Below are 24923 nucleotides of genomic sequence, written 5' to 3'. Positions count from 1 at the left end.
TGAACTTGGCCCGCGCCGGCCGGCCTTCACATCGGGGGCATCCGTACTAGTCTGGAACGCAGATATCATCGCCTTTCAACAGGCACCCCGGCAACCATCAGGAGGACAGTCATGGCAGGCGAATCCACATTCGACGTCGTCAGCAAGGTAGACAAGCAGGAAGTCGCCAACGCGCTGCACCAGGCGCAGAAGGAACTGGTCCAGCGCTACGACTTCAAGGGCGTCGGCGCCGAGGTCGATTTCAGCGGCGAAACGCTCCTCATGAAGGCCAACTCCGAAGAGCGGGTGCTCGCTGTCCTGGACGTGCTGCAGTCCAAGCTCATCCGCCGCGGCATCTCGCTGAAGTCGCTGGACACGGGCGAGCCGTACCCCTCCGGCAAGGAGTTCCGGCTGGAAGCCACCATCAAGGAGGGCATCGCCCAGGACCTGGCCAAGAAGATCAACAAGCTGATCCGCGACGAGGCCCCCAAATCGGTCAAGTCGCAGATCCAGGGCGACGAGCTCCGCGTGACCTCCAAGTCCCGTGATGATCTCCAGGAGACCATGAACATCCTCAAGAAATTCGACGAGGCCGATCTGCAGTTCGTGAACTTCCGCAGCTGACCTGCCGCGGCCGACGCGCAGTCTGCCGTGCGACGCGCAAAAAGGCTGGCGACACCGGGATTCCGGTAGCGCCAGCCTTTTCCGCAGCGCGGGGCAGTTCGCGCATCGCGCGTCCGGGAAGCCGCCTGGCCGGGAAGCACGACGGCGGCGCTCAGCCCAGCGGCCGGCCGGCCATCCGCTCCAGCCGGCTGATCCGCTCGCGCATCGGCGGGTGTGTCGAGAACAGCTTCACCATGCCGCCGCCGCGGAACGGGTTGGCGATCATCAGGTGCGAGGTGTTGACCAGCCGCTGCTCCGGCGGCAGCGGCGCCACTTGCACGCCCTGCTCGATCTTGCGCAGGGCTGAGGCGAGCGCCAGCGGGTCTCCCGTGAGCGCGGAGCCGTCCTCGTCGGCGTCGAACTCCCTGGTCCGGGAGATGGCCATCTGGATCAACGACGCCGCAAACGGGGCCAGCAGCGCCATGGCGATCATGGCGAGCGGGTTCGCGTTGCGCCGGTCCCCGCCGCCGAAGAACAGGAGCAGCTGCCCCACCGAGGTGATCACGCCTGCGACGGCGGCGGCCACCGAGGAGGTCAGGATGTCCCGGTTGTAGACGTGCATGAGTTCGTGGCCCAGCACGCCCCGGAGTTCCCGCGCGTCGAGCAGCCGGAGGATCCCCTCGGTGCAGCACACCGCCGCGTTCTGCGGGTTCCGGCCGGTGGCGAAGGCGTTCGGGGCCGTCGTGGGCGAAAGGTAGATCCGCGGCATCGGCTGGTTGGCCCGGGCGGACAGCTCCCGGACAATCTGGTGCAGCTGCGGCGCCTGGGCCTCCGTGACCGGATAGGCCTGCATGGACCGGATGGCGATCTTGTCACTGTTCCAGTACCCGTAAGCCGTGGTGCCGACGCCAATCAGGGCCATGATCCAGATCGGGCCGGAGCTGCGCGTGCCGGCTCCGATGAGGGCACCCAGGGCAAGCAGCACCGCCCACAGCACCCCGAAAAGCGCCGCGGTCTTCAGTCCGTTGTGATGCTGGTGCACTGTTCCTCCCAGGCTGCGGGCTCCCGGCTGCGGGCTCCCTTTTTGTCAGGAAATTCGTCAGGAAAAGTTTTGTCAGGAAAGGTCTCTTCAGGAAAACGAACTGCTACGGGACCGGGTTCCGGGCGTCGTACTCCAGGAAACCGGACTGGACATGCGCCACCGTCCATGCGAGCACAACGCACACCAGCCCGCCCAGGAGCACCACCCAGCCCTCACTCAGAAGCTTAGTCCCGCCGCCCGCGAGCAGGTCCCCGATCCGTGGGCCGCCCGCCACGACGACGATGAAGACGCCCTGGAGCCGCCCGCGCAGGTGGTCCGGGGCGGCCGCCTGCAGGATGGTGTTGCGGAAGACGGCGCTGACGGAGTCGGCGATGCCGGCCAGCGCGCAGCACGCAGCGGCCGGCAGCAGCCATCCCGTCGCACCGTCCGCACCGGAGCGGCCTGCCAGCAGCACCACGAGGCCGAACCCGGCGATCGAGGCGCCCCAGCCCATCACGGACCAGACGACGGCGGCCCCCTGCCGCCGGACCGCGCCGAGCGGCCCGGAGAACAGGCCGGCCAGGAACGCCCCCACGGCGGTGGAGGCCAGCAGGATGCCGACCGTTGCCTCCCCGCCGCCGATCATCAGCGCACCGATCGCGGGCATCAGGGCCCGGGGCTGCGCGAAGATCATGGCCACGAGGTCGATCACGAACGTCATCCGCAGGTTGGGCCGGGTACCCAGGAAGCGGAAGCCTTCGACGACGGACCGCAGCCCCGCCGGACGGGCATGCTCCCCCGGCGGCATCGGCGGCAGCCGCAGGATCGCCCAGACGGCAAAGCCGAAGCTGGCGACGTCGATCGTGTAGGTCCAGGCGAAGCCGATCCAGGCGACCAGCACGCCGGCCAGGAGCGGCCCGGCCGTCATGGACAGGCCGAAACTGATCATGCTCAGGGCGTTGGCGGCCGGCAGCAGTTCCTTGCGGACCAGTACGGGGATGATGGCGCTGCGGGCCGGCTGGTTGATGGCCTGCGCGCCGCTCTGCACCGCGACGAGCACGTACAGCACCCACACGTTCCCCAGCTGCAGCCAGGCCTGGAGCGCCAGGCAGGCCGTGGTCAGCCACAGCACGGAGGAGGCCAGCAGGGCCACCTTGCGGCGGTCGTGGGCGTCCGCGATCGATCCTCCGAGCAGGCCGCCGAACACCAGCGGGACCAGGGCGAAGATGCTGAGCAGACCCACGTACAGGCTGTCCTGGGTGAGCCGGTAGACCTCCAGGCTGACAGCGACCAGGGTCAGCTGGCTGCCCAGGGCGGCGACGGCGGACCCCAGCCACAGGCGGCGGAAGGCCGGACTCTCGCGCAACGGCGTGATGTCCGCCAGGAATTTCCCCACCCGGCAACTCTAGGTGCGTGGGTCGGTAGTGGTTTGACGGTTCCGCTGGTTTGAGTCGTGATGGTCCAGAGGCCGGCCGCCTTTTCGTGGAAGGGGGCCGGTCTCCGGGCGTTTTCGCGGAAGGAAGCCTGGGAGGCTCCCGCGGGGCGCGGTCCGGTGCTGCAGGTTTGATCCCGGGGCATCGTCCCGGCCGTGTTCAGGCCGTGGCGGTGCGGTAGGTGAAGAGTTTGAGCAGGTTGTGGCAGCCGGCCATCAGCTTCCATTCCCCGGATGCCTTCTCCAGCCCGCGCAACAGGACATGCTTGCCCTGGCGGGTGTTGATCTGTCCGAAGACCGGTTCGACGATGGCTTTGCGCCGGGCATAGACCGCTTTGCCCTTCTTCGTTTTCAGTTTCCGGGCCATCCGCTCGGCCAGGGTCGCGTCCGCCGGGATCCTGCCCCTGGGCGAGTCCGGGACCGGGCGTCCGTGTTTCATCCGCCGGGTGGAGATGAAGAACTCGGTGCCGGCGCCGGCTTCGAGGTCTTTGACGTGTTCCAGGTTCGCTGCCGAGCAGTACCCGGCGTCGGCGCTCCACTTCCCGGGCATGGCTTCCAGGGTGTCCTGCGCGTTCTTGACCATCGGGACCAGTTGCTGGACGTCCACCGCGGTGTTGGTCAGTTCGGTGGCAACGATGACCTGGTGATCTTTATCAACGACGCCCTGGGCGTTGTAGCAGTAGTGGTAGGAACCGTCCGCGGTCTTCATGATCCTCGCGTCGGGGTCGGTGAAGTTGCGCTGGGCGGTGGGCTTGGGCACCGCCGCGGCAGCGGCGGCATCGCCCTTGCCCGAGACATCGTCGTCATCGTCCCCGCGGGACCGGGCCTTCTCCTGGGCCTCACGGCGGGCCCTGTCCGCGGCCTCGGCCTCGATGGATGCCCGGGCGGTCTTCATCGCCTCGGCGCGCCGGGCCCGGTTGGCCAGTTCGGCAGGCAGTTCATCGCCGCGTTTGCCCGGCCCGAAGCGGGCGTCCTCGGCCGCGTCCACGGTCTTCGCCTCCGCCATCAGGTCGCTGATCTCATCGGCCAGGACCTTCTGTTTCTCCGTCAGCCGGGCATAGCTCATGGCCTTGTGCCGGGAAGCGTTGGCACGCACCTTCGTCCCGTCCAGTGCGACATGGCCCAACGAGACCATGCCCGCGGCCCGGCAGAGCTCCAGGGCCTGCAGGAACACGTTGGCCAGCGCCGCGAGGTGGCGTTCGCGGAACCGGGCGATGGACCGGAAATCCGGGGCCTGCTGGGCGGCCAGCCAGCGGAACGCGACCACGTCCGTGCAGGATTTTTCCAGTTCCCGCGAGGACCTTACCCCGACGCAGTACCCGTAGAGCAGGATCCGCAGCATCAGCCGCGGATCATACGGCGGCTGGCCCTTGGCCTTGGCGTAGGAGGCGTGGAACCGGGTCAGGTCCAGTTCCCCGTCGACGAGTTCGGCGATGAACCGGGCCAGATGGCCCTGGGGCAACCATTCATCCAGCGACGGCGGGACCAGCATCACCGCATCGGGCTCGAAGGCCTTGAAGCGTTTGTTGACCCCGCCGTTGGCATCCATCGGCACATCGGTGGGCTGCCCGACCCGCTCCACGAGCGACTTGTCGAACAAACCATCCTGCGCGGAAGAACCGGTATCCATACCCCGATTCTCCCAGCCACCCCCAACCGGCCCCGGTTAATCTGCCGGCGTTTTAAAAACCGGCACCCTCACTACTGACCCACGCACCTAGTGGCGCCTGCAGCCGGCCCTGCGCCGCCGGCACTGCGCAGCCGGATCCGGAACGCCAGGGGGCGTGCGAGCGCCACGGGCGCGGGCGTCCTTAGGCTTGCCTTATTGTTAGCGAGTCATAATAAGTGCTTGAATAGGGGCATGACGGATCAGATGGGCACCCACGAAGCATGGGCTATGGCCCTGCGTGCCCACGGCCGCCGGGTGACCAAACAGCGCCTGGCCGTGCTCGCCGCCGTCGAACACCATCCGCATTCCCCGGCAGAGGGCATCCTCGCCGCCGCCCGGCAGGAGCTGCCCGAGCTGACGGCACAGTCCGTCTATGTGGTCCTGGGCGACCTGACGGAGCTGCAGATGCTGCGCCGCTTCGAGCCGCCGCACTCCCCCGCCCTTTATGAGACGCGGGTGGGCGACAACCACCACCACGCCATCTGCGTCGGCTGCGGCCGGGTCGAGGACGTCGAATGCGCCGTCGGCCACGCACCCTGCCTGACCCCGCACTGGGGCGGAAACGCCAGGCCGATGACCATCCAGATCGCCGACGTCATGTACCAGGGCGTCTGCCAGGACTGCCAGCGCACCCAACAACTTCCCTCCGAATCCAAGTAAAAACCCAACCAGAAGGAGAAAGATGACTGCGAACATTTCTGCGCCCATCACCCCTGCCCACTCGACGACGCAGTCGGGTGCCCCCGTCACGTCGGATGCCCACTCCCAGGCAACCGGCGCCGACGGCGCCATCATCCTGACCGATCACTACCTGATCGAAAAGCTTGCCCAGTTCAACCGCGAGCGGGTGCCGGAGCGCGTCGTGCACGCCAAGGGCGGCGGCGCGTTCGGTACCTTCACCACCACCGCGGACGTCTCGAAGTACACCAAGGCCGCACTGTTCCAGCCGGGCACCGAGACGGACCTGCTCATCCGCTTCTCCTCCGTCGCCGGCGAAAACGGCTCCCCGGACACCTGGCGCGACCCCCGCGGTTTCGCCGTGAAGTTCTACACCACCGAGGGCAACTACGACCTCGTCGGCAACAACACCCCGGTGTTCTTCATCCGCGACGGCATCAAGTTCCCGGACTTCATCCACAGCCAGAAGCGCCTCCCGGGCACCCACCTGCGCGACGCGGACATGCAGTGGGACTTCTGGACCCTCTCCCCCGAGTCCGCCCACCAGGTCACCTGGCTCATGGGCGACCGCGGCCTGCCGGCCTCCTGGCGTGAAATGCAGGGCTACGGCTCGCACACCTACCAGTGGATCAACGCCGAGGGCGAGCGGTTCTGGGTCAAGTACCACTTCAAGTCCAACCAGGGCGTCAAGTCCATCACGGGCGACGAGGCCGAGGCACTGGCCGGCGCTGACGGGGACTTCTACATCCGCGACCTGCAGGAAAACATTGCCGCCGGCAACTTCCCGTCCTGGGACCTGCACGTCCAGGTCATGCCGTACGAGGACGCCAAGACGTACCGCTTCAACCCGTTCGACCTCACCAAGGTCTGGCCGCACGCGGACTACCCGCTGGTCAAGGTCGGCACCATGGAGCTGAACAAGAACCCGGAGAACTACTTCGCGCAGATCGAGCAGGCCACCTTCACGCCGTCGAACTTCGTGCCGGGCATCGCCGCTTCCCCGGACAAGATGCTGCAGGCCCGCATCTTCTCCTACCCGGACGCACACCGTTACCGCGTGGGCACCAACCACGCCCAGCTGCCGGTGAACCTGCCCAAGAGCCAGGTCAACAACTACAGCCAGGACGGCCAGGGGCGTTACAACTTCAACGCCCCGTCTGTTCCGGTGTACGCTCCGAACTCCCTCGGCGGCCCCGCCGCCGTGGAGCCGCAGAACCCGGCCGGCGGCTGGGAGAATGACGGCGCGCTGACGCTCTCCGCGCACTCCCTGCACGCCGAGGACGGCGACTTCGGCCAGGCCGGCACGCTGTACCGCGAGGTGTACAACGACGGCGAGAAGGCCCGCCTGCTGGAGACCATCACGGGCGCCGTGGGCGGGGTCAAGAACCCGGGCATCAAGGAACGCGCCATCCAGTACTGGACGAACGTCGACGACGAGCTCGGCGCCAAGCTGCGCGCCAACCTGGGCGCTGAGGCTGCGGCTTCCCCGGCCGCTTCCGCCTCCGAGGCAGCCAACAAGATCGGCTGATTCCCCTCCTGCGGCCCTTGGGCCACAACACGAAACACCCCGCCACGGATCTTCCGTGGCGGGGTGTTTCGTGTGTTGTCGGTAAGGGCTACGCGACGTCGGTCCGGGCACCCGCCGCGGGCGGGGCCGGCGTCGGGCCGGCAGCGTGGCGTGCCGGCGTCGGGCCTGCCGCTGATGAGCCGGCCGCCGCGGGGCGGTGGCCCTTCTTGGCGAGCTGGATCTGTTCGTAGACGTGGTGGCGGAGTTCGGTGAAGCGCGGCAGGGACCGGGTCTCCAGCTGGTCACGGTCCACCGGAAGATCAATGGTGATGTCTTCCTGGACCACCGTCGGGGAGCTGGAGAGGATGATGACGCGTTCGCCGAGGTAGACGGATTCGTCGATGTCGTGGGTCACGAAGAGCACCGTGATGCCGAGTTTTTTCCAGACCGTGCGGATCAGGTCTTCCAGGTCGGCCCGGGTCTGGGCGTCCACGGCGGCGAAGGGCTCGTCCATCAGCAGGACCTCGGGCTGGTAGGCGATGGCGCGGGCGATCGCCACGCGCTGCTGCATGCCGCCGGAGAGCTGCCAGGGGTAGGAGCGCGGGACGTGGGACAGTCCCACCGCCTCGAGGGCCTCGTCCACGAGCGTGTCGCGTTCGGCCTTGGGCACGCCCCGGTTCTTCAGCGGCAGCTCCACGTTGTCCCGGACCCGCATCCACGGGAACAGCGACCGGCCGTATTCCTGGAATACTACGGCCATCTTCTTCGGCGGGCCCACCACTCGCTTGCCGTCCAGGAGCACCTCGCCCTCGGTGGGGGCCATCAGCCCGGAGATGCACTTCAGGAGCGTGGTCTTGCCGGAGCCGGAGGGGCCCACGAGGCAGGCCAGTTCCCCGGCGCGCAGGTCGAAGGTGAGGTTCCGGACCGCCTCGATGTCGCCGCCGTCGGTCTGGTACACCTTTTTCAGGCCGCGGACCGAGAGCATCGCCTCCGGCAGTGTCTTCCCGGCCGGGGCCGGGGTTAGGTCAGGCTGCATTTTCTACCTCTTTCTGGCCGTGGTACCAGCGCAGGATGTTCCGCTCGGCCCACTGGAAGATGAATGACAGGCCCACGCCCAGCAGGCCGAGCACCACGATGCCGGACCACATTTCCGGGATGGCGAAGGACCGCTGGAACTGGACGATGGTGAAGCCAAGCCCCGAGGACGAGGCGAACATTTCGGAGATGACCATCAGGATCAGCCCGAGGGACAGGCACTGGCGCACGCCGGCCATGATCTGCGGGCTGGCCGAGGGCAGCACGAGGTACCGGACCCGGGCCCAGCCGTCGATGCCGTAGGTGTGGGCCGAGTCCGAGAGGACCCCGTCGACGGCGCGGACGCCTTCGATGGTGTTCAGCAGCACCGGCCAGACGCAGCCGGAGATGATGACCGCGACCTTCATGGAGTCCGTGATGCCCATCAGCAGGATCAGGACCGGGACCAGGACCGGCGGCGGGATGGCGCGGAAGAACTCCAGCACCGGTTCGAGCAGGGCGCGGAGCCATCTGACCGATCCGATCAGCACCCCGCCGACGACGCCGATCACGATCGCCGCGATTACGCCGACGAGGAGCCGGGCGATACTGGGCAGCACGTCGGAGAGGAAGCGGGGGCCGAACCAGACTTGGCCGAACTTACTGACCAGGGTGGCCGGGGTGGGGACGAAGAAGTTGACCGCCCCGAGGGTGGAGGCCCACCAGAGCAGGACAAGCAGGACGGGCAGCGCCAGGACATAGCCGAGGGTCTTCAGGGCTTTCATGCGATCACCTCGGAACGGACGGAGGGGTGCCAGGACAGGGTCTTGCGCTCGATGAAGCGCATCAGGACGTTGATCAGCACGCCGATCAGGCCGGTGGCGAGCACCAGGGCATACATGCCGGAGATGGCGCCGCCGGACTGCGCGAGGGCGATTTCACGGCCCAGGCCCGGCGAGCCGATCACCAGTTCCGCCGTGATGGCCAGGACCAGCGCCACCGTGCCGGCGAGCCGGACGCCCGTCATCAGGTAGGGCAGGGCGGTGGGGAACACGACGTAGCGGATCCGCGCCATCCGGCCCAGGCCGTAGGTCTTCGCGGTGTTGTTGGCGACCATGTCGACGTCGGCCACCCCGTAGAGGACCTGGATCAGGACCTGCCAGAAGGCAGCGTACGTGATCAGCATGAGGGACGATTCGATCTTCACGCCGAACAGCAGCACCGCCAGCGGGATCAGCGCCACCGACGGGATGGGCCGCAGGAACTCGACGGTGGAGTTGGTCGCTTTCCGCAGGAAGTCACTGGAACCGATGATGAAGCCCAGCAGCACGGCCAGGGCGACGGCGATGACCAGGCCCAGGAACCAGGCCGTCATGGTTTCGCCGACCGAGATCCAGAACGCGGTCAGGCCGAAGTCCCGCACCAGCGCCAGGATCACCTCGGACGCGGGGGGCAGGTAGCGTTCATCGATGATGCCCAGCCGGGGAACCAGTTCCCAGGTGGCCAGGAATCCGAGGATTCCGGCCAGGCCGAGCAACTGTTTTGCCGGCAGTTTGCGGACGGACCCGCGGTCCAGTCCCACGCTGGGGGCGGGACCGCGGGAGGCTGGAGCGTCGGAACTCATGGGAGGAGGTCGCCGGCGTTCGGTGCCTTGGTCAGCGTGCCGTACTTGGTGGCGGCGTCACCGAGGGTCTTGAAGGCGTCCTTGTTGAAGTCGACCTTGTAGTGCGGCAGCACGATCTTGGCGCGGGCGGCCTCGTCGATCTTGGTGTAGGTGCCTACGATGTCGCGGACTTCCTGCGGATGCGCCTGGGCGTACTCGAGGGACTTGTTCATGGCCCGGGTGAACTTCTGGGTCAGTTCAGGCTTGTTCTTGATGGTGTCCGCCTTGGTGAAGTAACCGGCGATGTCCAGGTCCGGGCTCATGTCCACGAAGTTCCAGGACACGACGGTCCCGCCCTCGGCGACAGCCTTGGACAGGAACGGCTCCAGGATCCAGGCAGCGTCCACCTGCTTGTTGGCCAGGGCGGCGGGGGCGTCCGGGAAGGCTACCTCGACGAACTTCACGCTTGAGGGATCGCCGCCGTCCTTTTCGATGGCGGACTTGATCGTGGTGTCGCCGATGTTGGACAGGTTGTTGACCGAAACGGTCTTGCCGGCGAGGTCCTTCGCGGATTTGATGCCCGAGCCGGCCGGGACGACGACGCCGCCGACGTCCTTGCCCTTCTCACCGGTGGTGGATGCGCCGTTGGCGACGAACTTCAGGTCAAGGCCCTTGTCCTTGGCGACCATGACGGAGATCAGGTTGGAGAAGGCGAAGTCGAAGCTGCCGCTGACCACGCCCGGGACGATCGCTGCGCCGCCGGTGGCCGTCTGGATATCCAGCTGCAGGCCCTCATCCTTGAAGAACCCCTGCTTGGTGCCCAGGTAGATCGGTGCGCAGTCCACGATCGGGATGACGCCGACGCTGACCTTCGTCAGTTCCGTGCTTCCGGTGGATCCGGCGGACCCAGTTCCACCCCCGGTGGAACTGGGTGAGCCGGACCCACAGGCTGACAGGCCTAGGACGGATGCTGCGGCAAGCACCGCGATGATACGACGTTTCATGTTCACTCCTTTGTGCGCACGGGCATGGGAGTGCGAAGCCCCCAAGCCCCAGTTGTTCGCTATCCGAACAAGCGTTCAAAGCAAGTCTGGTTTAGGGGCGCTGTGGGGTCAACCACATCTGTCCATTGTTATCCTCCTGATACGTGAGTAACCGGATGGTGGGCGCGGACGCTTTCCACATACGCGCCGCCGGCTCTGGCTGGAGCAGGCTGCGGTGCCTAGGATCACTGCATGACGACATTCCAGGGCATCCCGGCGGGTGCTTTCGCGTTCTATGCCGAACTTGAGCACAACAACAACCGGGAGTGGTGGCTGGAGCACAAGGACACCTACGACAGCCTGGTCAGGAATCCGGTCACGGCGCTGCTGGCGGAGCTGGAACCGCGGTTCGGGCCGGGGAAGGTTTTCCGGCCCAACCGGGACATCAGGTTCTCCCTGGACAAGTCGCCCTACAAGACTGCCCAGGGCGCGTTTGCCTCAGCACAGGAAGGGGTCGGGTATTACCTGCAGATCAGTGCGGACGGCCTGTTGGTGGGCGGCGGCTACCATTCCCATGCACCGGCCCAGCTGGTCCGCTTCCGGAACTCCGTGGATGCGTCCGGGACGGGTGAGTCGCTGCGGCACATCGTCGACGGCGTGGCCGCTGCCGGCTTTGCGGTGGAGGGCGAGAAGCTGAAAACCGTGCCCCGCGGCTTCGACAAGGACCATCCCCGGGCGGAGCTGCTCAAGCACAAGTCATTGTCCGCCGGCATGGAACTGGGCCAGCCGGAGTGGGTGGATTCACCGGCTGCGGCGCAGGAAATCGCGGCATTGTGGGACCGGCTGCGGCCCCTGGTGGAGTGGGTCGGCCGGCACGCCGCGCCCTGACCCCTGCGAGGGGCAGGCTTCAGTGGGCAGGCCGGCCCTGGACATGGGATGGCTCCCTATACATGGGATAATTGCGGCATGGAAGCTAATCCCGCAGGGGCCCGGACGCTGGAGCGCGGACTCAGCCTGATCGACCACGTTGCTGCGGGCGCCCACCGGCTGGAAGAGATCACCCAGGCCTCAGGCCTCAGCCGCTCCGCCACCCATCGCATGCTGACCTCGCTCGTGGCAGGGAGGTATCTCAGCCAACAGCCGGACCACAGTTATCATCTGGGCATCAAACTGCTGGAACTCGGCACCAAGGCGGAGGCGAAGATCAGCCTCCCCGACGCCGTGCAGAGCATCCTTGCCGGCATCGCAAAGACCACGCAGGACACCACGCACCTTGGAATTCTCAGCGGCGACGACGTCCTGTACCTGGCCAAGGCCCGCGGCCACCGTGGCATTGAGATGGCGTCCCGTCCCGGCGCCCGGCTGCGGGCCCAGAACACCGCTATGGGCAAGGCGCTGCTGGCCCAGCGCGGCAACGACGAGGCGGCCAGGGCTTTCGACACCGCCGCGATCGCCACGCCGCGCTCGATTCAGGACGTTCAGGCCTTCAGGGCGGTCCTGGATCGGGTCCGGCTCGATGGCTACGCCCTGGACGACCAGGAGAACGAGCTCGGTATCACCTGTGTGGCTATCGCCATCCCGGATCTGCTGGGCAAGGTCGCGGCGGCAGTCTCCATCTCGGCCCCCAGCGTCTACATGACCCCGGAACGGATCCAGGCCCTCGTGGCTCTGCTCAAGGATGCACAGCCGGAGCTGAGCCGATGCCTGCCGCCAGGATTTGAAAGGGCCTGGATCTAGCGCTCACGCGCCGGTCCAGGCCCTTCCCGGCACCCTCTTACGGGGTCAGATCCGGTCAGCGTGCCACAGGTTCCGTGGCGTCCAGCATGGCAAGCTCGTGCCGGCGCGGCATGCCCTCCCAGTCGCCGGGCACCAGGCAGGCAAAGGCTCCCGTGCGGACCGCCGTGAGCAGCCGCGCCTGCACCGGGGCGCCGGCGAGCAGGTCTGAGATGTAGCCGGCAACGAAGGCGTCGCCGGCGCCCACGGTGTCGATGGCGTTGACCCGGACCGCGGCCTGCTCGTATTCCACACCGTCGACCACCGCGGCACAGCCTTCGGCCCCACGCTTGATGACCGCCTGGCTCGGCCCCAGGGAGGCGACCCTTCGGGCCAGCTCCAGGGAGTCCTCCGACTTTCCCACCGCAATCCCGGCTTCGTCGTCACCGGCGAACACGATGTCCGCCTGCGCGATAAAGTTCCGGAAGACCCCACGGGCTTCCTCGGGCGGCCACAGCGCGGACCGGTAGTTGAGGTCGAAGGAGACCAGGACACCGGCCTCACGGGCGACATCCAGCGCGTATTGGGCCGCCTGGGCCGCCGATGGCGAAAGGGCGGGAGTGATCCCGGTGAGGTGCAGCAGGCGGGAATTGGCAATCCGCTCGGCCGGGATGTCCTCCCGGGACAGCCGGGAACCAGCGCTTCCGGCCCGGTAGTACCAGACCTTGAGCTGGTCCATGGTGCGGCGCTCCTTGATCATGAGGCCGGTGGGCGCCGCCGGATCGCGCAGGGGATCAACCACGATCCCCTCGGCCGCGAGCTCGCGCAGGACGAGTTCACCCAGGCTGTCGTCGCCTACGCGGCCTACCCACGTCACCGAGGTGCCCAAGCGCCGCAGCGCAATGGCAAAGTTACTCTCGGAGCCACCCATGCCCAGGCTGAGGGAGGACACCTGGGCCAGCGGACCCGGCGTCTCGGCCTTCATCAGGCCCATGGTTTCGCCGATGGTGACGACGTCGGTGAAGGTCACCGGGTACCCCTCGCCTGGACGGCGTCCGCGACCAGGGAACTGAGCTGCTCGGCGCGGGCGGTGAGGGCGGCGAGGTCACCGCCGGAGAAGGCGTCACGCAGCAGCGGGCCGCCCAGGCTGACGGCAAGCGCCCCTGCCGCGATCCAGTCTGCGGCGTCGTCGATGCCGATGCCGCCGGACGGAATGACCCGCATGTCCGGGAACGGCCCGCGCAGCTGCCCCAGGTAGCCGGGACCGACCGTGGAGGCGGGGAAAAGCTTCACGGCCGTGGCCCCCGCCTGCATGCCGGCGAGCAGTTCGGTGGGCGTCAGGCCGCCGGGAAAGACGGGAACGCCGGCCGCAACCGCCGCGTGGATCACGTCGGTCACCATGGCTGGCGTCACGAGGTAGTCCGCGCCGCCGTCGAGCGCCTGTGCAGCCTGCTCACCGGTGGTGACGGTGCCGACGCCGATTTCCGCGTCGGCGCCGAACTGCCGTTTGATCTCGGGCAGCAGATCGAACACGCCGTCCGTGCTGAGGGTCAGTTCGATGGACCGGACGCCGCCCCTGACGAGGGCGTCGATGACCGGCGCGTACTCGCGGGCATGCCGCGCGCGGAGCACGGCCACCACAGGATTGGCCTGCAGGATGGCGGAGACGGGCGTGCTCTGGACATTACTCATCGGGCCAGCCACCCGCCGTCGACCGGCAGTACCACGCCGTGGATGTAGTCCGCGGCCGCTGAGGCCAGGAACACCACGGCCCCGGCGAGGTCGCCGCCGGTGCCCCAGCGTGCCGCCGGGATCCGCACCGAGATCTGCTCGTTGCGCTCGGCATCCGCCAGCAGGGCCTCGTTCATGTCGGTGGCGATATAGCCCGGCGCGACCGCGTTGACGTTCACGCCGCGGGGCGCCCATTCGTTGCACAAGGCCTTGGTCAGCTGCGCCACGGCGCCCTTGGAGGCGGCGTAGGCCGGAACGCGCAGGCCGCCCTGGAACGTAAGCAGGGACGCCAGGTTGATAATCTTCCCGCCGCCGCGTTCCACCATCGGGCCGCCGAAGCCCTGGCACAGCTGGAAGACCGCTCGGGTGTTGATGGCCATCACGCGGTCGAAGTCGGACAACGGGAACTCCACCGCATCGTGCCGGATCTGGGTTCCCGCGTTGTTGACCAGGATGTCGACCTGCTGTCCGGCGAGCGTTTCCGCCGTGGCTGCGGCGACGGACTCTTCGCTCGCCAGGTCCAGGTGGACCGCTGATGCGCTGACGCCGGCTGCTTCCGCAGCTTCCGCCAGTTCCGGAGACAGGGGCCCACGCTGCAAGGCGACGACGCTGGCGCCGGCGTTGACCAGCCCGAGGGCAATGCCAAGGCCGATCCCGCGTGATGCGCCGGTCACGGCTGCGGTTTTGCCGCTGAGGTCAAACGGCGATTTCTCTACTGTGTGGTTCATGAACTTTCCTGGGTTTTCGCGGCGGGCGCCACGGCTGGGCTGACAAAGACTTTGAGGACACGTCCGGAAGCCATCGCCTGGTCAAAGGCCTGGCGCGTGTCCTCCAGCGCGAACACCTGGGTGGGAATACGGTCCAGCCCCAGCTCACGGCTTTCAATAAGTTCCACCGCGCGTTCCACGGCGGCCCTGGTGTAGACCCGGACTCCCACCACGGTGTTCTCGGCAAACGTCAGGGCCTGGAGGTCCAGTTCGACGGGCTTCTTGTAGACACCCACCAGGACAATTGTGCCGCGGACCCTGACCGCACGGGGCAGCATCGCCGCGACCGACGAGTGGGCGGCGGAATCGAAGACGATGTCCGCCCCGTCCCCGCCGGTGGCGGCAAGGATGGCCTGGATGGGGTCGTCCCCGGGTGCCACCGTGGCGAAACCGAGTTCTTCGGCCACCTGGCGGCGGGCCTCGGAGGGCTCCGAAATGAGGACGCTGCGGGCTCCCTGGTGGCGTGCCACCAGGGCTGTCAGGATGCCGATGGGCCCGGCGCCGAAGACCACCACGCGTTCCCCGCCGGCCAGGCCGGCACGGGATACGGCGTGGACGGCGACGGCCAGCGGTTCGGCGAGGGCGGCCTCCTGGAGGGGCACGGAGGTGCTGACCGGGATGAGGGCGGAGGCAGGCAGGGCCACGTATTCGGCGAGGGAGCCTGCGACGTCGATGCCGTACAGTTTCAGCGCCCGGCAGACGTGGGTGTCTCCTCCGCTGCACGGGTGGCATCCGCCGCAGTGGATGAGGGGCTCCACGGTGACGCGGGTGCCCGCGGCCGGGCCGGATTCCGCCGCGACCTCCACGATGCCGGTGATCTCATGGCCCATGACCAGGGGAGCCTCGGCGCGCGGGTGCGTTCCGTGCAGGATGGAAAAGTCGGAGCCACACAGTCCCGTCATTTCCGTCCGGACCAGCGCCCAGCCTGCGGGGATCTCGGGCAGGGGCAGCCGCCGCGGCTCGACCGTGTCCGGCGCCGTCCACACGGCGGCGCGCATGGTCGTGTCCAACAGCGCGGGGCTCACACCAGCACCCCGGCGTTGAGAAGGTTCCGCGGCACGCGCCCCGCGCACACCTCCACGACGTTTTCGATGGTGCGGCGTTTCAGTTCCGCATAGGATTCCTCGCTGTACCAGGCGGCGTGCGGCGTCAGCACGGCATTTTCGCAGCCAATCAGGGGACTGTCCAGGGCCAGCGGCTCTTCCTCAAAGACGTCCAGCCCGGCACCGTAGAGCTGCCCGCTGGCCAGGGCCTCGGCCACCGCCGCGGTGTCCACTACTCCCCCACGGCACGTATTGACCAGCACCGCGCCGCGCTTCATCCGCGCCAGCACGCCGGCGTTGATCAGGTGGTGCGTATGGGAGTTGAGCGGAACGTGGAGGGAGACCACATCAGCGCGGGATATCAGGTCCTCAAACCCGACGACGGCGACTCCGCCCGCCGTCGTCGTACCGATTTCAGCGAGCAGGTCAGACCCGATCACCGTGTAGCCCAGCCCCCTGGCCTTGCGGGCGGTGGCCGCGCCGATCAGTCCCAGGCCCACCACCCCGAACACCCGGGTGGACATCCGGTGCAGGGGCTGGACCGGGAGCAGCGAATGCTCGCCGCGCCGCATGCCGCGGTCCAGCCGGGTGATTCCCCGGGCGAGGCTGACGGCCAGGGCAATGGCGTGGTCGCTGACGTCTTCGGTGCCGTAGTCCGGCACATTGCAGACCGCGACGCCGCGGGCGGTGGCCGCGTCGACGTCGAGGGTGTCCACCCCCACGCCGTAACGGCCGATCGCCTTCAGCTGCGGCAGGGCCGCGAGGACGCGGTCGGTAATGGGGGCGTACTGGACGACGATTCCGTCGGCGCCAGCCGCGGCGGCAATGACGTCGTCCTCGGTCCGGCACTGGGCCAGCACGAGCTCCACGCCGGCGGCGTCGGCGACGTCCTGCTCTATGGCGATGGAGTCGTGGTCGCAGTCGGTGATGACGATGCGGGTGGGGGTGGCTGGCATTACTTGGCGTCCTCTTCGGTGAGCAGGTCACGATCGACGGTTTCCGGAGCCTTGATCGTGGTGAACAGGCTGATGGCCATCATCGCCATCATGTAGATGGCGACGGGGAGCCATGATCCGCTGAACGCCGTGACCAGCGAAGAGCAGATGAGCGGTGCGATGCCGCCGCCGAAGACGGAGGAGAACTCGCGGCCCAGGGCGACTCCGGCATAGCGGTACCGCGATCCAAAGAGCTCCGGGAAGTACGCTGCCTGGACGCCGACGGATCCCTGCGCGGCGAAGATGAACCCGAGCACGATCACCAGGGAGATCAGGAACAGGTTTCCGGTGTTCAGCAGCACGAAGGCGGGGATGGGGAAAACGAACAGGAAGGCCGTGACGATCAGGTACATCCGGCGTCGACCGAAGCGGTCTGACATGGAGCCGAAGGCGTACGCCGAGACGCAGGCGAAGAGCGCGCCGACGAGCAGCACCTTGGGAATGAACGTCGCATCGATCTTGAGCTGGGAAATCAGATAAGAGCCCAGGAAGACCTGGAAGATGTAGGAGTGCGCGTTGGCGCCCACGTTCATGAAGAAGACGCGGACCAGGCCCTTGCGGCCGTTCTTGACGACGTCGGCGACGGGAGTGGCACGGACGACGCCCGCGATCTCCTCCTTCTTTTCCTCAAAGACCGGTGATTCCTTGAGCTTGCGGCGGATGACGTAGGCGGCGATGGTGACGAAGATCGAGGAGAAGAACACGAGCCGCCAGCCATAGGCTTCCAGGGCTTCGCGGGGCATCAGCTGCACCAGGATCCAGACGACGGCGCCGAGCGCGGTGCCGGCCGCGGCACCGACGAACACGAGCGAGGCATACCGTCCGCGGCTGCCCGTGGGCGCCGTTTCCGCAACCAGGACCACACCGCCTGCCTGTTCAGCGCCTGCGCCGAACCCCTGCAGGAAGCGGCAGGCAACCAGCAGCACGGGGGCCCAGATGCCCGCCTGCCCGTAGGTGGGCAGCAGGCCGATGGCGAACGTGGCGATGCCCATCAGGAAGAGCGTGGCAACGAGCACCCATTTGCGTCCCAGCCGGTCGCCGTACTTCGAGAAGAAGAGGCCGCCCAGGGGGCGTGCACCGAAGCCGACGGCGTAGGCACCGAACGCGGCGATGATGCCGATGGCGGGGTCAATGTTGGGGAAGAAGATTTTGTTGAAGATGATCGCCGATGCGGTTCCGTAGATCACAAAGTCGTACTGCTCAAGCGCCGTGCCGATGAGGCCGGCCCAGGCGGCCCTGCGGACGGGTGCTTTGTCGGTGGTCCCGGGGGCCACCTCATGGTCTTGGGGGTCGAGGACCGCCGACTTACTGCGAACAACATCGTTCTCAGCCACAGTTCACCATTTCTCTCTTGAGTGCCTAAGCACATTCCGATTATCGGGACGACATCCCGAAAACTCCAAGCACGACTATATCGGGCTTGTCGGCCAGATCACAACAGCTGGGATTCACGGTTCCTCGGATGCCTCTGCACCACCGGACATGCCCTCCGCCCAGCCCCGGGCCTGGACGTATTCCCCTTCTGCCCAGTCCCGGGCACAAAAAATGGACATGCCCTCCGGATAAGGGAGGGCATGCCCATTCAGGGGCCGGAACCGGTCAGGCGCGGGTGAGCACGTCCTCGGACTTGGCGTCGCCGGCCGGAACCGTAGCGTCGTTGTCAGCACTGCCGTTCACGCTGGCCCGCGCCTCGGCGAACTTCTCGTTCAGCCGGGAGTGGCGCTGGCCGTAGGCGAAGTAGATGACGATGCCGATCACGAGCCAGCCGGCAAAGAAGATCCAGGTCTCCACGGCGAGGTTCGTCATGAGGTAGAGGCAGAGCACCGCCGAAACAATGGGGAGCACCTTGCCGAACGGCACGCGGAACGCCGGCTTGAGGTCCGGGCGCTTCTTCCGCAGCACCAGGATGCCCAGGCTGACCGTCACGAAGGCGGACAGCGTGCCGATGTTGATCATTTCCTCCAGCAGGTCCACGTTGGTCAGCCCGGCGACGACGGCGACGCCGGCGCCGCAGATCACCTGCAGCCGGACCGGCGTCGAACGCGTGGCGCTGGTCCTGGACAGCGAGCGCGGCAGCAGGCCGTCGCGGCTCATGGCCAGGACCACGCGGGACAGGCCCATGAGCAGCACCATGATCACGGTGGTGAGGCCCACGAGGGAGCCGAAGGCGATGATCTTGGCGGCGTCGGTGTTGCCCACGGCCTCGAAGGCCGTGGTGAGGGTGGGGTTCTTGGCCTCGGCCAGCTGCGTGTACGACACCATGCCGGTCAGCGCCAGCGACACCAGGATGTACAGGACGGTGACCACGGCGAGGCCGCCGAAGATGCCGCGCGGCAGCGTTTTCTGCGGGTTCTTGACCTCTTCGGCCGAGGTGGCCACGACGTCGAAGCCGATGAAGGCGAAGAACACCAGGGCCGCGCCGGCGAAGATGCCCAGGGTGCCGTACTGCGCCGGGGCGGCGCCCGTCAGGAAGCCGAAGAACGACTGCTTGAGCACGTCCGCGGCGCCGGCGGATGCGGTGGGCTCGGACGCCGGCACGAACGGGGTGTAGTTCTCGAACTTCACGTACGTGAAGCCCACGACGATCACAAACAGGACGACGGCGATCTTGATCAGCGTGAACACGTTGCCGACGCGGGCGGACAGCTTTGTCCCCATCACGAGCAGCAGGGTGAACACGGCCACAATCAGGAAGGCGCCCCAGAAGAGGTCGACGCCGCCGATCGAGATGGACGGCGGGATGTCCACGCCCATCAGTGCGAAGACCTTGCTGAGGTAGATCCCCCAGTACTTGGCGATGACCGCCGCGGCCGTGAACAGCTCAAGGATGAGGTTCCAGCCGATGATCCATGCCAGCACCTCGCCCATCGTGGCGTAGGTGAAGACGTAGGCGGAGCCGGCCACCGGGATGGCGGTGGCGAATTCGGCGTAGCACATGATGGCGAGCGCGCAGGTGACCGCTGCGATGGCGAAGGAGAGGGTCACGGCCGGGCCGGAGAAGTTCGCGGCAGCCTTGGCGCCGACCGAGAAGATCCCGGCACCGACCGCGACGGCGACCCCCATGATCATCAGGTCCCAGGAGCTCAGCGAGCGCTTCAGTTTGCGTCCGGGTTCATCGGCGTCGGCCATGGACTGCTCGATTGATTTGGTCCGGAAAAGATTCATAGGAAAGTCAACAATCTCCGTAGCGTGTTGGAAACAGACCTATTTATCTTAGGGTCCATCCAGTGGACGGCCATTTTAATCCCACATGTTGAGACAGCGCCCGGGCCTCCGTCCCGGCGCGAACGGACACTTGAGGCCCCATCCCCGCACCGCGGAGGGCCTCAAGTGTCCGTTCGCGCTGTTGGATTGGGCTGGTCAGCGCTGCGGGTCAGACCGGCCAGTCAGGCCGGCCAGTCAGACCGGCCAGTCCATCAGCGTGGACCGGATCAGGAACCTCTTCCCCTCCGGCGCTTCCACCGAGAAGCCGCTCCCCCGGCCCGGGACGACGTCGACGGTCAGGTGGGTGTGGCTCCAGTAGTTGAACTGCTCCCTGGACATCCAGAACTCGAGGGGCTGGGGTTGCACGCCATCAGTGATGTCGAACAGCCCCAGGAGAACGTCCGCATCGGCGGTGATGAACTCTCCCGCCGGATAACACATGGGCGAGGAGCCGTCACAGCAGCCGCCCGACTGGTGGAACATCAGGGGTCCGTGCTGGACCCACAGCTTCCTGAGCAGTTCCACGGACTCGGCGGTGAGCGCCACCCGGGAGATATCCTCCCCGGGCAGCGTCACTGCCGCATCAAGCCTCACCGCCGTCATCAGAACGCCTCCGTCTTCAGTACTTGATGACGACGCGGCCGTCGATCTTGGCGTGCTTCATCTCGTCAAGAACGGCGTTGACCTCGGAGAGTTCCCGGGTGGACACGGTGGGGTGGATCTTGCCCTCCGCGTAGAACTCGAGGGCTTCCTCAAGGTCCTGCCGGGTTCCCACGATCGAGCCGCGGACCGTCAGGCCCTTGAGCACGATCTCGAAGATCGGCGCCGGGAAGTCACCCGGCGGGAGCCCGTTGAACACGATGGTTCCGCCGCGGCGGGCCATGCCGATCGCCTGCCCGAACGCCGAGGGGTGCACGGCCGTGACCAGCACACCGTGGCAGCCGCCGGTTTCGCGCTGGATGACTTCCACGGGGTCCTCATGCAGGGCGTTGACGGTCAGCTCCGCACCGTGCTTCTTCGCCAGGGCGAGTTTGTCGTCGGCGATGTCCACAGCGGCGACGCGCAGGCCCATGGCAACCGCGTACTGCACGGCAATGTGCCCGAGCCCGCCGATGCCGGAAATCGTGACCCACTGGCCGGGCCTGGCCTCGGTCATCTTCAGGCCCTTGTAGACCGTGACGCCGGCGCAAAGCACCGGGGCGATCTCCACGGGGTCCGAGCCGGCAGGGATGCGGGCCGCGAAGCGGGTGTCCACGAGCATGTATTCGCCGAAGGAGCCGTCAACGCTGTAGCCGGCGTTTTGCTGCGCCTCGCACAACGTTTCCCAGCCGGTCCGGCAGTACTGGCAGTCGCCGCAGGCGGACCAGAGCCAGGCATTGCCCACGAGGTCGCCGACAGCAAGGTCCGTGACGCCTTCTCCCAGCGCAACCACTTCGCCCACGCCTTCGTGGCCGGGGATGAACGGCGGTGTCGGCTTGACCGGCCAGTCGCCCTCCGCCGCGTGGAGGTCGGTGTGGCAGACGCCGGTGGTCAGTACCTTGACCAGTGCCTCGCCGCGGCCCGGGACGGGAACGGGGAGCGTCTGGATCTGGAGATCCTTGCCGAATTCGGTTACTACAGCTGCTTGCATCGTCGTCATTGTCGAAATCCTTGCGTAGTCATGCGTTGGTGTGATTCGTACGGTGTAAGCGTTCGTACTGCCTTCCGGAGGGGTGCCCAGGGTGCGGGCGGGGACGCATCAGTGCTAATCCGTCCCCGCCCGGTTCAGAACGGCTTAGAAGAAGCCGAGCTTGTTCTCGTTGTAGCTGACCAGGAGGTTCTTGGTCTGCTGGTAGTGGTCCAGCATCATGGAGTGGTTTTCACGCCCGATGCCGGAGGACTTGTAGCCGCCGAACGCGGCCCCTGCCGGGTAGGCGTGGTAGTTGTTGACCCACACGCGGCCGGCCTGGATCTCGCGGCCGGCACGGTAGGCGACGTTGCCGTTGCGGGACCAGACGCCGGCGCCGAGGCCGTAGAGGGTGTCGTTGGCGATTTCCATGGCGTCGTCGTAGTCACTGAACCGGGCAACGGAGACGACGGGTCCGAAGATTTCCTCCTGGAAGATCCGCATCTTGTTGTGGCCTTCGAAGACGGTGGGCTGGACGTAGTAGCCGCCGGCCAGGTCGCCCTCCAGCTGGGCACGGGCCCCGCCGGTGAGCACCTTCGCGCCTTCCTGCTTGCCGATGTCGATGTAGGAGAGGATCTTCTCGAGCTGGTCGTTGGAGGCCTGGGCGCCGAGCTGCGTGTTGGTGTCCAGGGGATTGCCCTGGATGATCTTCTCCACCCGGGCCACGGCGTCGGCCATGAAGGAATCGTAGATGCCTTCCTGGACCAGGGCACGGGACGGGCAGGTGCAGACTTCGCCCGAGTTGAAGGCGAAGAGCGCGAAGCCTTCCTGTGCCTTGTCATAGAACGCGTCGTCGGACTCGGCAACATCGTTGAAGAAGATGTTCGGGCTCTTGCCGCCGAGCTCCAGCGTGACCGGGATCAGGTTCTGGCTGGCGTACTGGCTGATCAGCCGGCCGGTGGAGGTCTCGCCTGTGAAGGCAATCTTGCGGATCCGCGGGCTGGAAGCCAGCGGCTTGCCGGCCTCGACGCCGAAGCCGTTGACCACGTTGAGCACGCCGGCCGGGAGCAGGTCGCCGATGAGTTCCATCAGGACCAGGATGGAGGACGGCGTCTGCTCGGCAGGCTTGAGGACCACGGCGTTGCCGGCGGCCAGGGCCGGGGCGAGCTTCCAGACGGCCATCAGGATGGGGAAGTTCCAGGGGATGATCTGGCCCACGACGCCGAGCGGCTCGTGGTAGTGGTAGGCGGTGGTGTCGTCGTCGAGCTGGGACAGCCGGCCCTCCTGGGCGCGGACCGCGGAGGCGAAGTAGCGGAAGTGGTCGGCGGCGAGCGGGATGTCGGCGTTGAGGGTTTCGCGGATGGGCTTGCCGTTGTCCCACGATTCGGCGACGGCCAGCATCTCGAGGTTCTCGTCGATCCGGTCCGCGATCTTGTTCAGGATGGCGGCGCGCTCCGCGACGGAGGTCTTGCCCCAGGACGGTGCGATCTTGTGGGCGGCATCCAGCGCCAGCTCAATGTCCTCGGCGGTGCCGCGGGCGACCTCGCAGAAGGCCTTGCCCGTGACCGGGGTGATGTTTTCGAAGTACTGGCCCTTGACGGGGGCGACCCATTCGCCGCCGATCCAGTTCTCGTAGCGGTCCTTGAACGTGACCTTCGAACCCTCGGTACCGGGCTGTGCGTAAACAGTCATTGCTAGCTCCTTTGCTATGGCATTTGCTATGCCTTCAGCGTAGGAGCCGGGAGGTTGCAGTCAGGTTGCAACCGTGTGATTCAGCTCACGCACCCTGTCAGGCGCTGAGTTCCGTTTCGAGCCGTTCCAGATCGGCGACGACGGCGGCCCGCTTGGGCGAGCGGGGCGGCAGCAGCTTCAGCGCTGCAGTCCGGACCCCGACGTCGTCCCTCGCCTCGGGCAGCTCCGCGTACTTCAGCAGCGCCTCGGCGCTGCCGTCCGTCAGCAGGGCTTCGCGCAGCAGGGAGGAGACCCGGTGGCGGAGCTCCGCGATGCCGGGCGCTTCCGAGCGGGGCAGCACGGCGCCACGGTAGATTTCCAGGGCAATCCGGTGGGCCCCGCGCTGCAGGCAGTTCAGGACCTGGCCGGCGTCCGGAACCAGGTCCAACGGCAGCCGGTACGGGCGGGACTGCGGGACGGCCTCCGGGTTGAGCTGCTGCAGGATCTTCCGCAGGCGCACCATCTCGGCCCGCAGCGTCATGGTCGAGGCATCCCCGGCGTACAGCAGGGAACAGAGTTCCTCGGCATTCAACCCTTCCGGATGGGTGCTGAGCAGCGCCAGGATCTCGCTGTGCCGGGCGGACAGCGCCACCGTGCGGCCGCCGATGCTGAGCAGGGCCTGGTCCCGGCCCAGGAGCTGAAGGCTGTTCCGGTACAGGCTGCCCGCCGCTGACCCGTCCCGGCCGGAGTTCGGAGCGGCCGTGGAGCTCCGCCGCCGTACCGGCGACGTTTGCGCGGCGGCGGCCAGCTGCAGCCGCTCCACCCGCAGCTGCGCCTGCGCCGCGGCCACGGTGGCCTGCACGAGGGACAGCGTGTGCGGGGCCACCGCGGACTCCGTGCCGGTGATGTCCACGACGCCCAGCAGGGCCCCGGAATCGGGATCGTGGAACGGCACCGCCGTGCAGCTCCACGGATGGACCGAGCGCTTGTAGTGTTCCGCGCCGGCGATCTGGATGCCCCGGCCCAGGGCGAGCGCGGTGCCCGGCGCACTGGTGCCCACGGTGGCCTCGGACCAGTCGGCCCCCGCCACGAACATCATGCCCTCGGCCCGGCGCTGCAGGGCGGCGTCGCCCTCCACCCAGAGCAGCCGGCCCAGCTCATCGCCCACGGCCACGAGCATCCCGCTGTCGTGGCTCGGCAGAACCAGGAGCTTGTGGATGACCGGCATGATCGCGGCCAGCGGATGCTGCCGCCGGTATTCTTCGAGTTCCTCGCGGTCCATGGCCAGCGGCGCCTCGGGATGGTCCGGGTTGGCGTGCAGCTGCGCCGAGCGGCGCCACGATTCCTGGATCAGGCTGCTGAGCCCCGGCAGCTTGTGTGCCTCCGGGAACACCAGGCCCGGCGTGTCCAGCTGCTCATGGGCCGCACTGGCATACAGCTGGCGCAGCTCCGCGGTGTAACCACCGGGAGCTGCCGGATGGATCAGGTTCCGCATTGAACTCCCACCGGGCAGGCGACGGCGTGCCAGAGGCAGCCATGTATGCCCAGTCTAGTTCCGGACGGGGAGTTTGGAAATGGCGGCGGAGCTCCGCCGCCAGGTTGTGGCGGTGCCCGGCGGCAGGACGTCATCGCTGCGCGCCGCATGCCCCCGGCCCCGGACATGCCCCGCGCCGGGGTCGGCGGATGGACATGTTGGCACTATGT

23 protein-coding genes are annotated in these 24923 nt (G+C 67.3%); 5 read left to right on the top strand and 18 right to left on the bottom strand.

All coding sequences use genetic code 11. From position 1 onward, the window contains the following. The first annotated feature begins 111 nt into the window (after nucleotides 1–111). A complete protein-coding gene (locus ACQCSZ_RS02050; RefSeq protein WP_427006487.1) occupies nucleotides 112–603 on the top strand; it encodes a YajQ family cyclic di-GMP-binding protein in 492 nt (163 codons plus the stop codon). Nucleotides 604–754: 151 nt separating this feature from the next. Here the strand turns inward: ACQCSZ_RS02050 and htpX are convergent, their stop codons facing one another. From htpX to ACQCSZ_RS02035, 3 genes are all read right to left on the bottom strand, one after another. Next, entirely contained in the window at nucleotides 755–1624 is an 870-nt protein-coding gene (gene htpX / locus ACQCSZ_RS02045) for a zinc metalloprotease HtpX (protein WP_427006486.1), read from the bottom strand. A 103-nt stretch (nucleotides 1625–1727) separates the two neighbouring features. Further along, on the bottom strand, nucleotides 1728–2999 hold the full coding sequence (locus tag ACQCSZ_RS02040) for an MFS transporter (protein WP_427006485.1): 1272 nt from the start codon (nucleotides 2997–2999) through the stop codon (nucleotides 1728–1730). Nucleotides 3000–3195: 196 nt separating this feature from the next. Then, nucleotides 3196–4584: an IS1182 family transposase gene (locus ACQCSZ_RS02035; RefSeq protein WP_427008300.1), complete on the bottom strand. Its 1389-nt coding sequence runs from the start codon at nucleotides 4582–4584 to the stop codon at nucleotides 3196–3198. A gap of 312 nt (nucleotides 4585–4896) precedes the next feature. Here ACQCSZ_RS02035 and ACQCSZ_RS02030 point away from each other — a divergent pair, with 312 nt between their 5' ends. Further along, nucleotides 4897–5364 (top strand): Fur family transcriptional regulator, encoded by a 468-nt coding sequence (locus ACQCSZ_RS02030; RefSeq protein WP_427006484.1) that lies wholly within the window; start codon nucleotides 4897–4899, stop codon nucleotides 5362–5364. 22 nt (nucleotides 5365–5386) lie between these two features. Then, nucleotides 5387–6910, top strand: coding sequence for a catalase (locus ACQCSZ_RS02025; protein WP_427006483.1), 1524 nt, complete (start codon nucleotides 5387–5389; stop codon nucleotides 6908–6910). Nucleotides 6911–6998: 88 nt separating this feature from the next. On the opposite strand, the gene ACQCSZ_RS02020 is transcribed toward ACQCSZ_RS02025, so the two are convergent. From ACQCSZ_RS02020 to ACQCSZ_RS02005, 4 genes are read right to left on the bottom strand one after another with little or no spacing between them, the layout of a single operon-like run. Next, nucleotides 6999–7925: an ABC transporter ATP-binding protein gene (locus ACQCSZ_RS02020; RefSeq protein WP_427006482.1), complete on the bottom strand. Its 927-nt coding sequence runs from the start codon at nucleotides 7923–7925 to the stop codon at nucleotides 6999–7001. Next, entirely contained in the window at nucleotides 7915–8688 is a 774-nt protein-coding gene (locus tag ACQCSZ_RS02015; protein WP_427006481.1) for an ABC transporter permease, read from the bottom strand. The genes ACQCSZ_RS02020 and ACQCSZ_RS02015 overlap by 11 nt, the downstream gene beginning before the upstream one ends. Further along, complete coding sequence (locus ACQCSZ_RS02010; RefSeq protein WP_427006480.1) at nucleotides 8685–9527, bottom strand: ABC transporter permease; 843 nt, start codon at nucleotides 9525–9527, stop codon at nucleotides 8685–8687. Before ACQCSZ_RS02010 ends, ACQCSZ_RS02015 begins: the two co-directional genes overlap by 4 nt. Next, nucleotides 9524–10510 carry an ABC transporter substrate-binding protein gene (locus ACQCSZ_RS02005; protein WP_427006479.1) on the bottom strand — a complete coding sequence of 329 codons (987 nt, stop codon included), beginning with the start codon at nucleotides 10508–10510 and terminating at the stop codon, nucleotides 9524–9526. The genes ACQCSZ_RS02010 and ACQCSZ_RS02005 overlap by 4 nt, the downstream gene beginning before the upstream one ends. A gap of 231 nt (nucleotides 10511–10741) precedes the next feature. Between ACQCSZ_RS02005 and ACQCSZ_RS02000 the strand changes: the two genes are divergently transcribed. Beyond that, nucleotides 10742–11377, top strand: coding sequence for a DUF2461 domain-containing protein (locus ACQCSZ_RS02000; RefSeq protein WP_427006478.1), 636 nt, complete (start codon nucleotides 10742–10744; stop codon nucleotides 11375–11377). 78 nt (nucleotides 11378–11455) lie between these two features. Further along, complete coding sequence (locus ACQCSZ_RS01995) at nucleotides 11456–12226, top strand: IclR family transcriptional regulator (RefSeq protein ID WP_427006477.1); 771 nt, start codon at nucleotides 11456–11458, stop codon at nucleotides 12224–12226. 55 nt (nucleotides 12227–12281) lie between these two features. Here ACQCSZ_RS01995 and ACQCSZ_RS01990 read toward each other — a convergent pair whose 3' ends face one another. From ACQCSZ_RS01990 to ACQCSZ_RS01940, 11 genes are all read right to left on the bottom strand, one after another. Further along, nucleotides 12282–13232, bottom strand: coding sequence for a sugar kinase (locus ACQCSZ_RS01990; protein ID WP_427006476.1), 951 nt, complete (start codon nucleotides 13230–13232; stop codon nucleotides 12282–12284). Then, entirely contained in the window at nucleotides 13229–13894 is a 666-nt protein-coding gene (locus ACQCSZ_RS01985) for a bifunctional 4-hydroxy-2-oxoglutarate aldolase/2-dehydro-3-deoxy-phosphogluconate aldolase (RefSeq protein WP_427006475.1), read from the bottom strand. The genes ACQCSZ_RS01990 and ACQCSZ_RS01985 overlap by 4 nt, the downstream gene beginning before the upstream one ends. After that, complete coding sequence (locus ACQCSZ_RS01980; protein WP_427006474.1) at nucleotides 13891–14661, bottom strand: SDR family oxidoreductase; 771 nt, start codon at nucleotides 14659–14661, stop codon at nucleotides 13891–13893. The genes ACQCSZ_RS01985 and ACQCSZ_RS01980 overlap by 4 nt, the downstream gene beginning before the upstream one ends. Continuing rightward, nucleotides 14658–15725 (bottom strand): zinc-dependent alcohol dehydrogenase, encoded by a 1068-nt coding sequence (locus tag ACQCSZ_RS01975; RefSeq protein WP_427006473.1) that lies wholly within the window; start codon nucleotides 15723–15725, stop codon nucleotides 14658–14660. The genes ACQCSZ_RS01980 and ACQCSZ_RS01975 overlap by 4 nt, the downstream gene beginning before the upstream one ends. Further along, nucleotides 15722–16699 carry a C-terminal binding protein gene (locus ACQCSZ_RS01970; RefSeq protein ID WP_427006472.1) on the bottom strand — a complete coding sequence of 326 codons (978 nt, stop codon included), beginning with the start codon at nucleotides 16697–16699 and terminating at the stop codon, nucleotides 15722–15724. The genes ACQCSZ_RS01975 and ACQCSZ_RS01970 overlap by 4 nt, the downstream gene beginning before the upstream one ends. After that, complete coding sequence (locus ACQCSZ_RS01965; RefSeq protein ID WP_427006471.1) at nucleotides 16699–18072, bottom strand: MFS transporter; 1374 nt, start codon at nucleotides 18070–18072, stop codon at nucleotides 16699–16701. The genes ACQCSZ_RS01970 and ACQCSZ_RS01965 overlap by 1 nt, the downstream gene beginning before the upstream one ends. 265 nt (nucleotides 18073–18337) lie before the next feature. Continuing rightward, a complete protein-coding gene (locus ACQCSZ_RS01960; RefSeq protein ID WP_427006470.1) occupies nucleotides 18338–19903 on the bottom strand; it encodes an amino acid permease in 1566 nt (521 codons plus the stop codon). Nucleotides 19904–20137: 234 nt separating this feature from the next. Next, nucleotides 20138–20545 (bottom strand): DUF779 domain-containing protein, encoded by a 408-nt coding sequence (locus ACQCSZ_RS01955; protein WP_427006469.1) that lies wholly within the window; start codon nucleotides 20543–20545, stop codon nucleotides 20138–20140. A gap of 16 nt (nucleotides 20546–20561) precedes the next feature. Beyond that, nucleotides 20562–21572 (bottom strand): alcohol dehydrogenase AdhP, encoded by a 1011-nt coding sequence (adhP, locus tag ACQCSZ_RS01950; RefSeq protein ID WP_427008467.1) that lies wholly within the window; start codon nucleotides 21570–21572, stop codon nucleotides 20562–20564. A gap of 144 nt (nucleotides 21573–21716) precedes the next feature. Then, the gene (gene exaC, locus ACQCSZ_RS01945; RefSeq protein WP_427006468.1) at nucleotides 21717–23240 is read right to left on the bottom strand and encodes an acetaldehyde dehydrogenase ExaC; all 1524 of its coding nucleotides are present in this window, start codon (nucleotides 23238–23240) and stop codon (nucleotides 21717–21719) included. A gap of 97 nt (nucleotides 23241–23337) precedes the next feature. After that, complete coding sequence (locus ACQCSZ_RS01940) at nucleotides 23338–24714, bottom strand: GAF domain-containing protein (RefSeq protein ID WP_427006467.1); 1377 nt, start codon at nucleotides 24712–24714, stop codon at nucleotides 23338–23340. Between the last annotated feature and the right edge of the window lie 209 nt (nucleotides 24715–24923).

The organism is Pseudarthrobacter sp. H2 (assembly GCF_050157045.1).
In the GTDB taxonomy this organism is placed as follows: Bacteria; Actinomycetota; Actinomycetes; order Actinomycetales; family Micrococcaceae; genus Arthrobacter.
The sequence above is the reverse complement of the archived record's forward strand: the minus strand, read 5'-3'. Positions and strand labels throughout refer to the sequence as shown.

Bases quoted from the DNA above. Each gene is read 5' to 3' on its own strand.
- ACQCSZ_RS01985 (WP_427006475.1), bottom strand. From the start codon at position 13,894: ATGAGTAATGTCCAGAGCACGCCCGTCTCCGCCATCCTGCAGGCCAAT.
- ACQCSZ_RS02000 (WP_427006478.1), top strand. From the start codon at position 10,742: ATGACGACATTCCAGGGCATCCCGGCGGGTGCTTTCGCGTTCTATGCC.
- ACQCSZ_RS02010 (WP_427006480.1), bottom strand. From the start codon at position 9,527: ATGAGTTCCGACGCTCCAGCCTCCCGCGGTCCCGCCCCCAGCGTGGGA.
- exaC (WP_427006468.1), bottom strand. From the start codon at position 23,240: ATGACTGTTTACGCACAGCCCGGTACCGAGGGTTCGAAGGTCACGTTC.
- ACQCSZ_RS02020 (WP_427006482.1), bottom strand. From the start codon at position 7,925: ATGCAGCCTGACCTAACCCCGGCCCCGGCCGGGAAGACACTGCCGGAG.
- ACQCSZ_RS01960 (WP_427006470.1), bottom strand. From the start codon at position 19,903: ATGAATCTTTTCCGGACCAAATCAATCGAGCAGTCCATGGCCGACGCC.
- ACQCSZ_RS02050 (WP_427006487.1), top strand. From the start codon at position 112: ATGGCAGGCGAATCCACATTCGACGTCGTCAGCAAGGTAGACAAGCAG.
- ACQCSZ_RS01955 (WP_427006469.1), bottom strand. From the start codon at position 20,545: ATGACGGCGGTGAGGCTTGATGCGGCAGTGACGCTGCCCGGGGAGGAT.
- ACQCSZ_RS02035 (WP_427008300.1), bottom strand. From the start codon at position 4,584: ATGGATGCCAACGGCGGGGTCAACAAACGCTTCAAGGCCTTCGAGCCC.
- ACQCSZ_RS02015 (WP_427006481.1), bottom strand. From the start codon at position 8,688: ATGAAAGCCCTGAAGACCCTCGGCTATGTCCTGGCGCTGCCCGTCCTG.
- ACQCSZ_RS01970 (WP_427006472.1), bottom strand. From the start codon at position 16,699: ATGCCAGCCACCCCCACCCGCATCGTCATCACCGACTGCGACCACGAC.
- ACQCSZ_RS01995 (WP_427006477.1), top strand. From the start codon at position 11,456: ATGGAAGCTAATCCCGCAGGGGCCCGGACGCTGGAGCGCGGACTCAGC.
- ACQCSZ_RS02025 (WP_427006483.1), top strand. From the start codon at position 5,387: ATGACTGCGAACATTTCTGCGCCCATCACCCCTGCCCACTCGACGACG.
- ACQCSZ_RS01980 (WP_427006474.1), bottom strand. From the start codon at position 14,661: ATGAACCACACAGTAGAGAAATCGCCGTTTGACCTCAGCGGCAAAACC.
- adhP (WP_427008467.1), bottom strand. From the start codon at position 21,572: ATGCAAGCAGCTGTAGTAACCGAATTCGGCAAGGATCTCCAGATCCAG.
- ACQCSZ_RS02005 (WP_427006479.1), bottom strand. From the start codon at position 10,510: ATGAAACGTCGTATCATCGCGGTGCTTGCCGCAGCATCCGTCCTAGGC.
- ACQCSZ_RS01940 (WP_427006467.1), bottom strand. From the start codon at position 24,714: ATGCGGAACCTGATCCATCCGGCAGCTCCCGGTGGTTACACCGCGGAG.
- ACQCSZ_RS02030 (WP_427006484.1), top strand. From the start codon at position 4,897: ATGACGGATCAGATGGGCACCCACGAAGCATGGGCTATGGCCCTGCGT.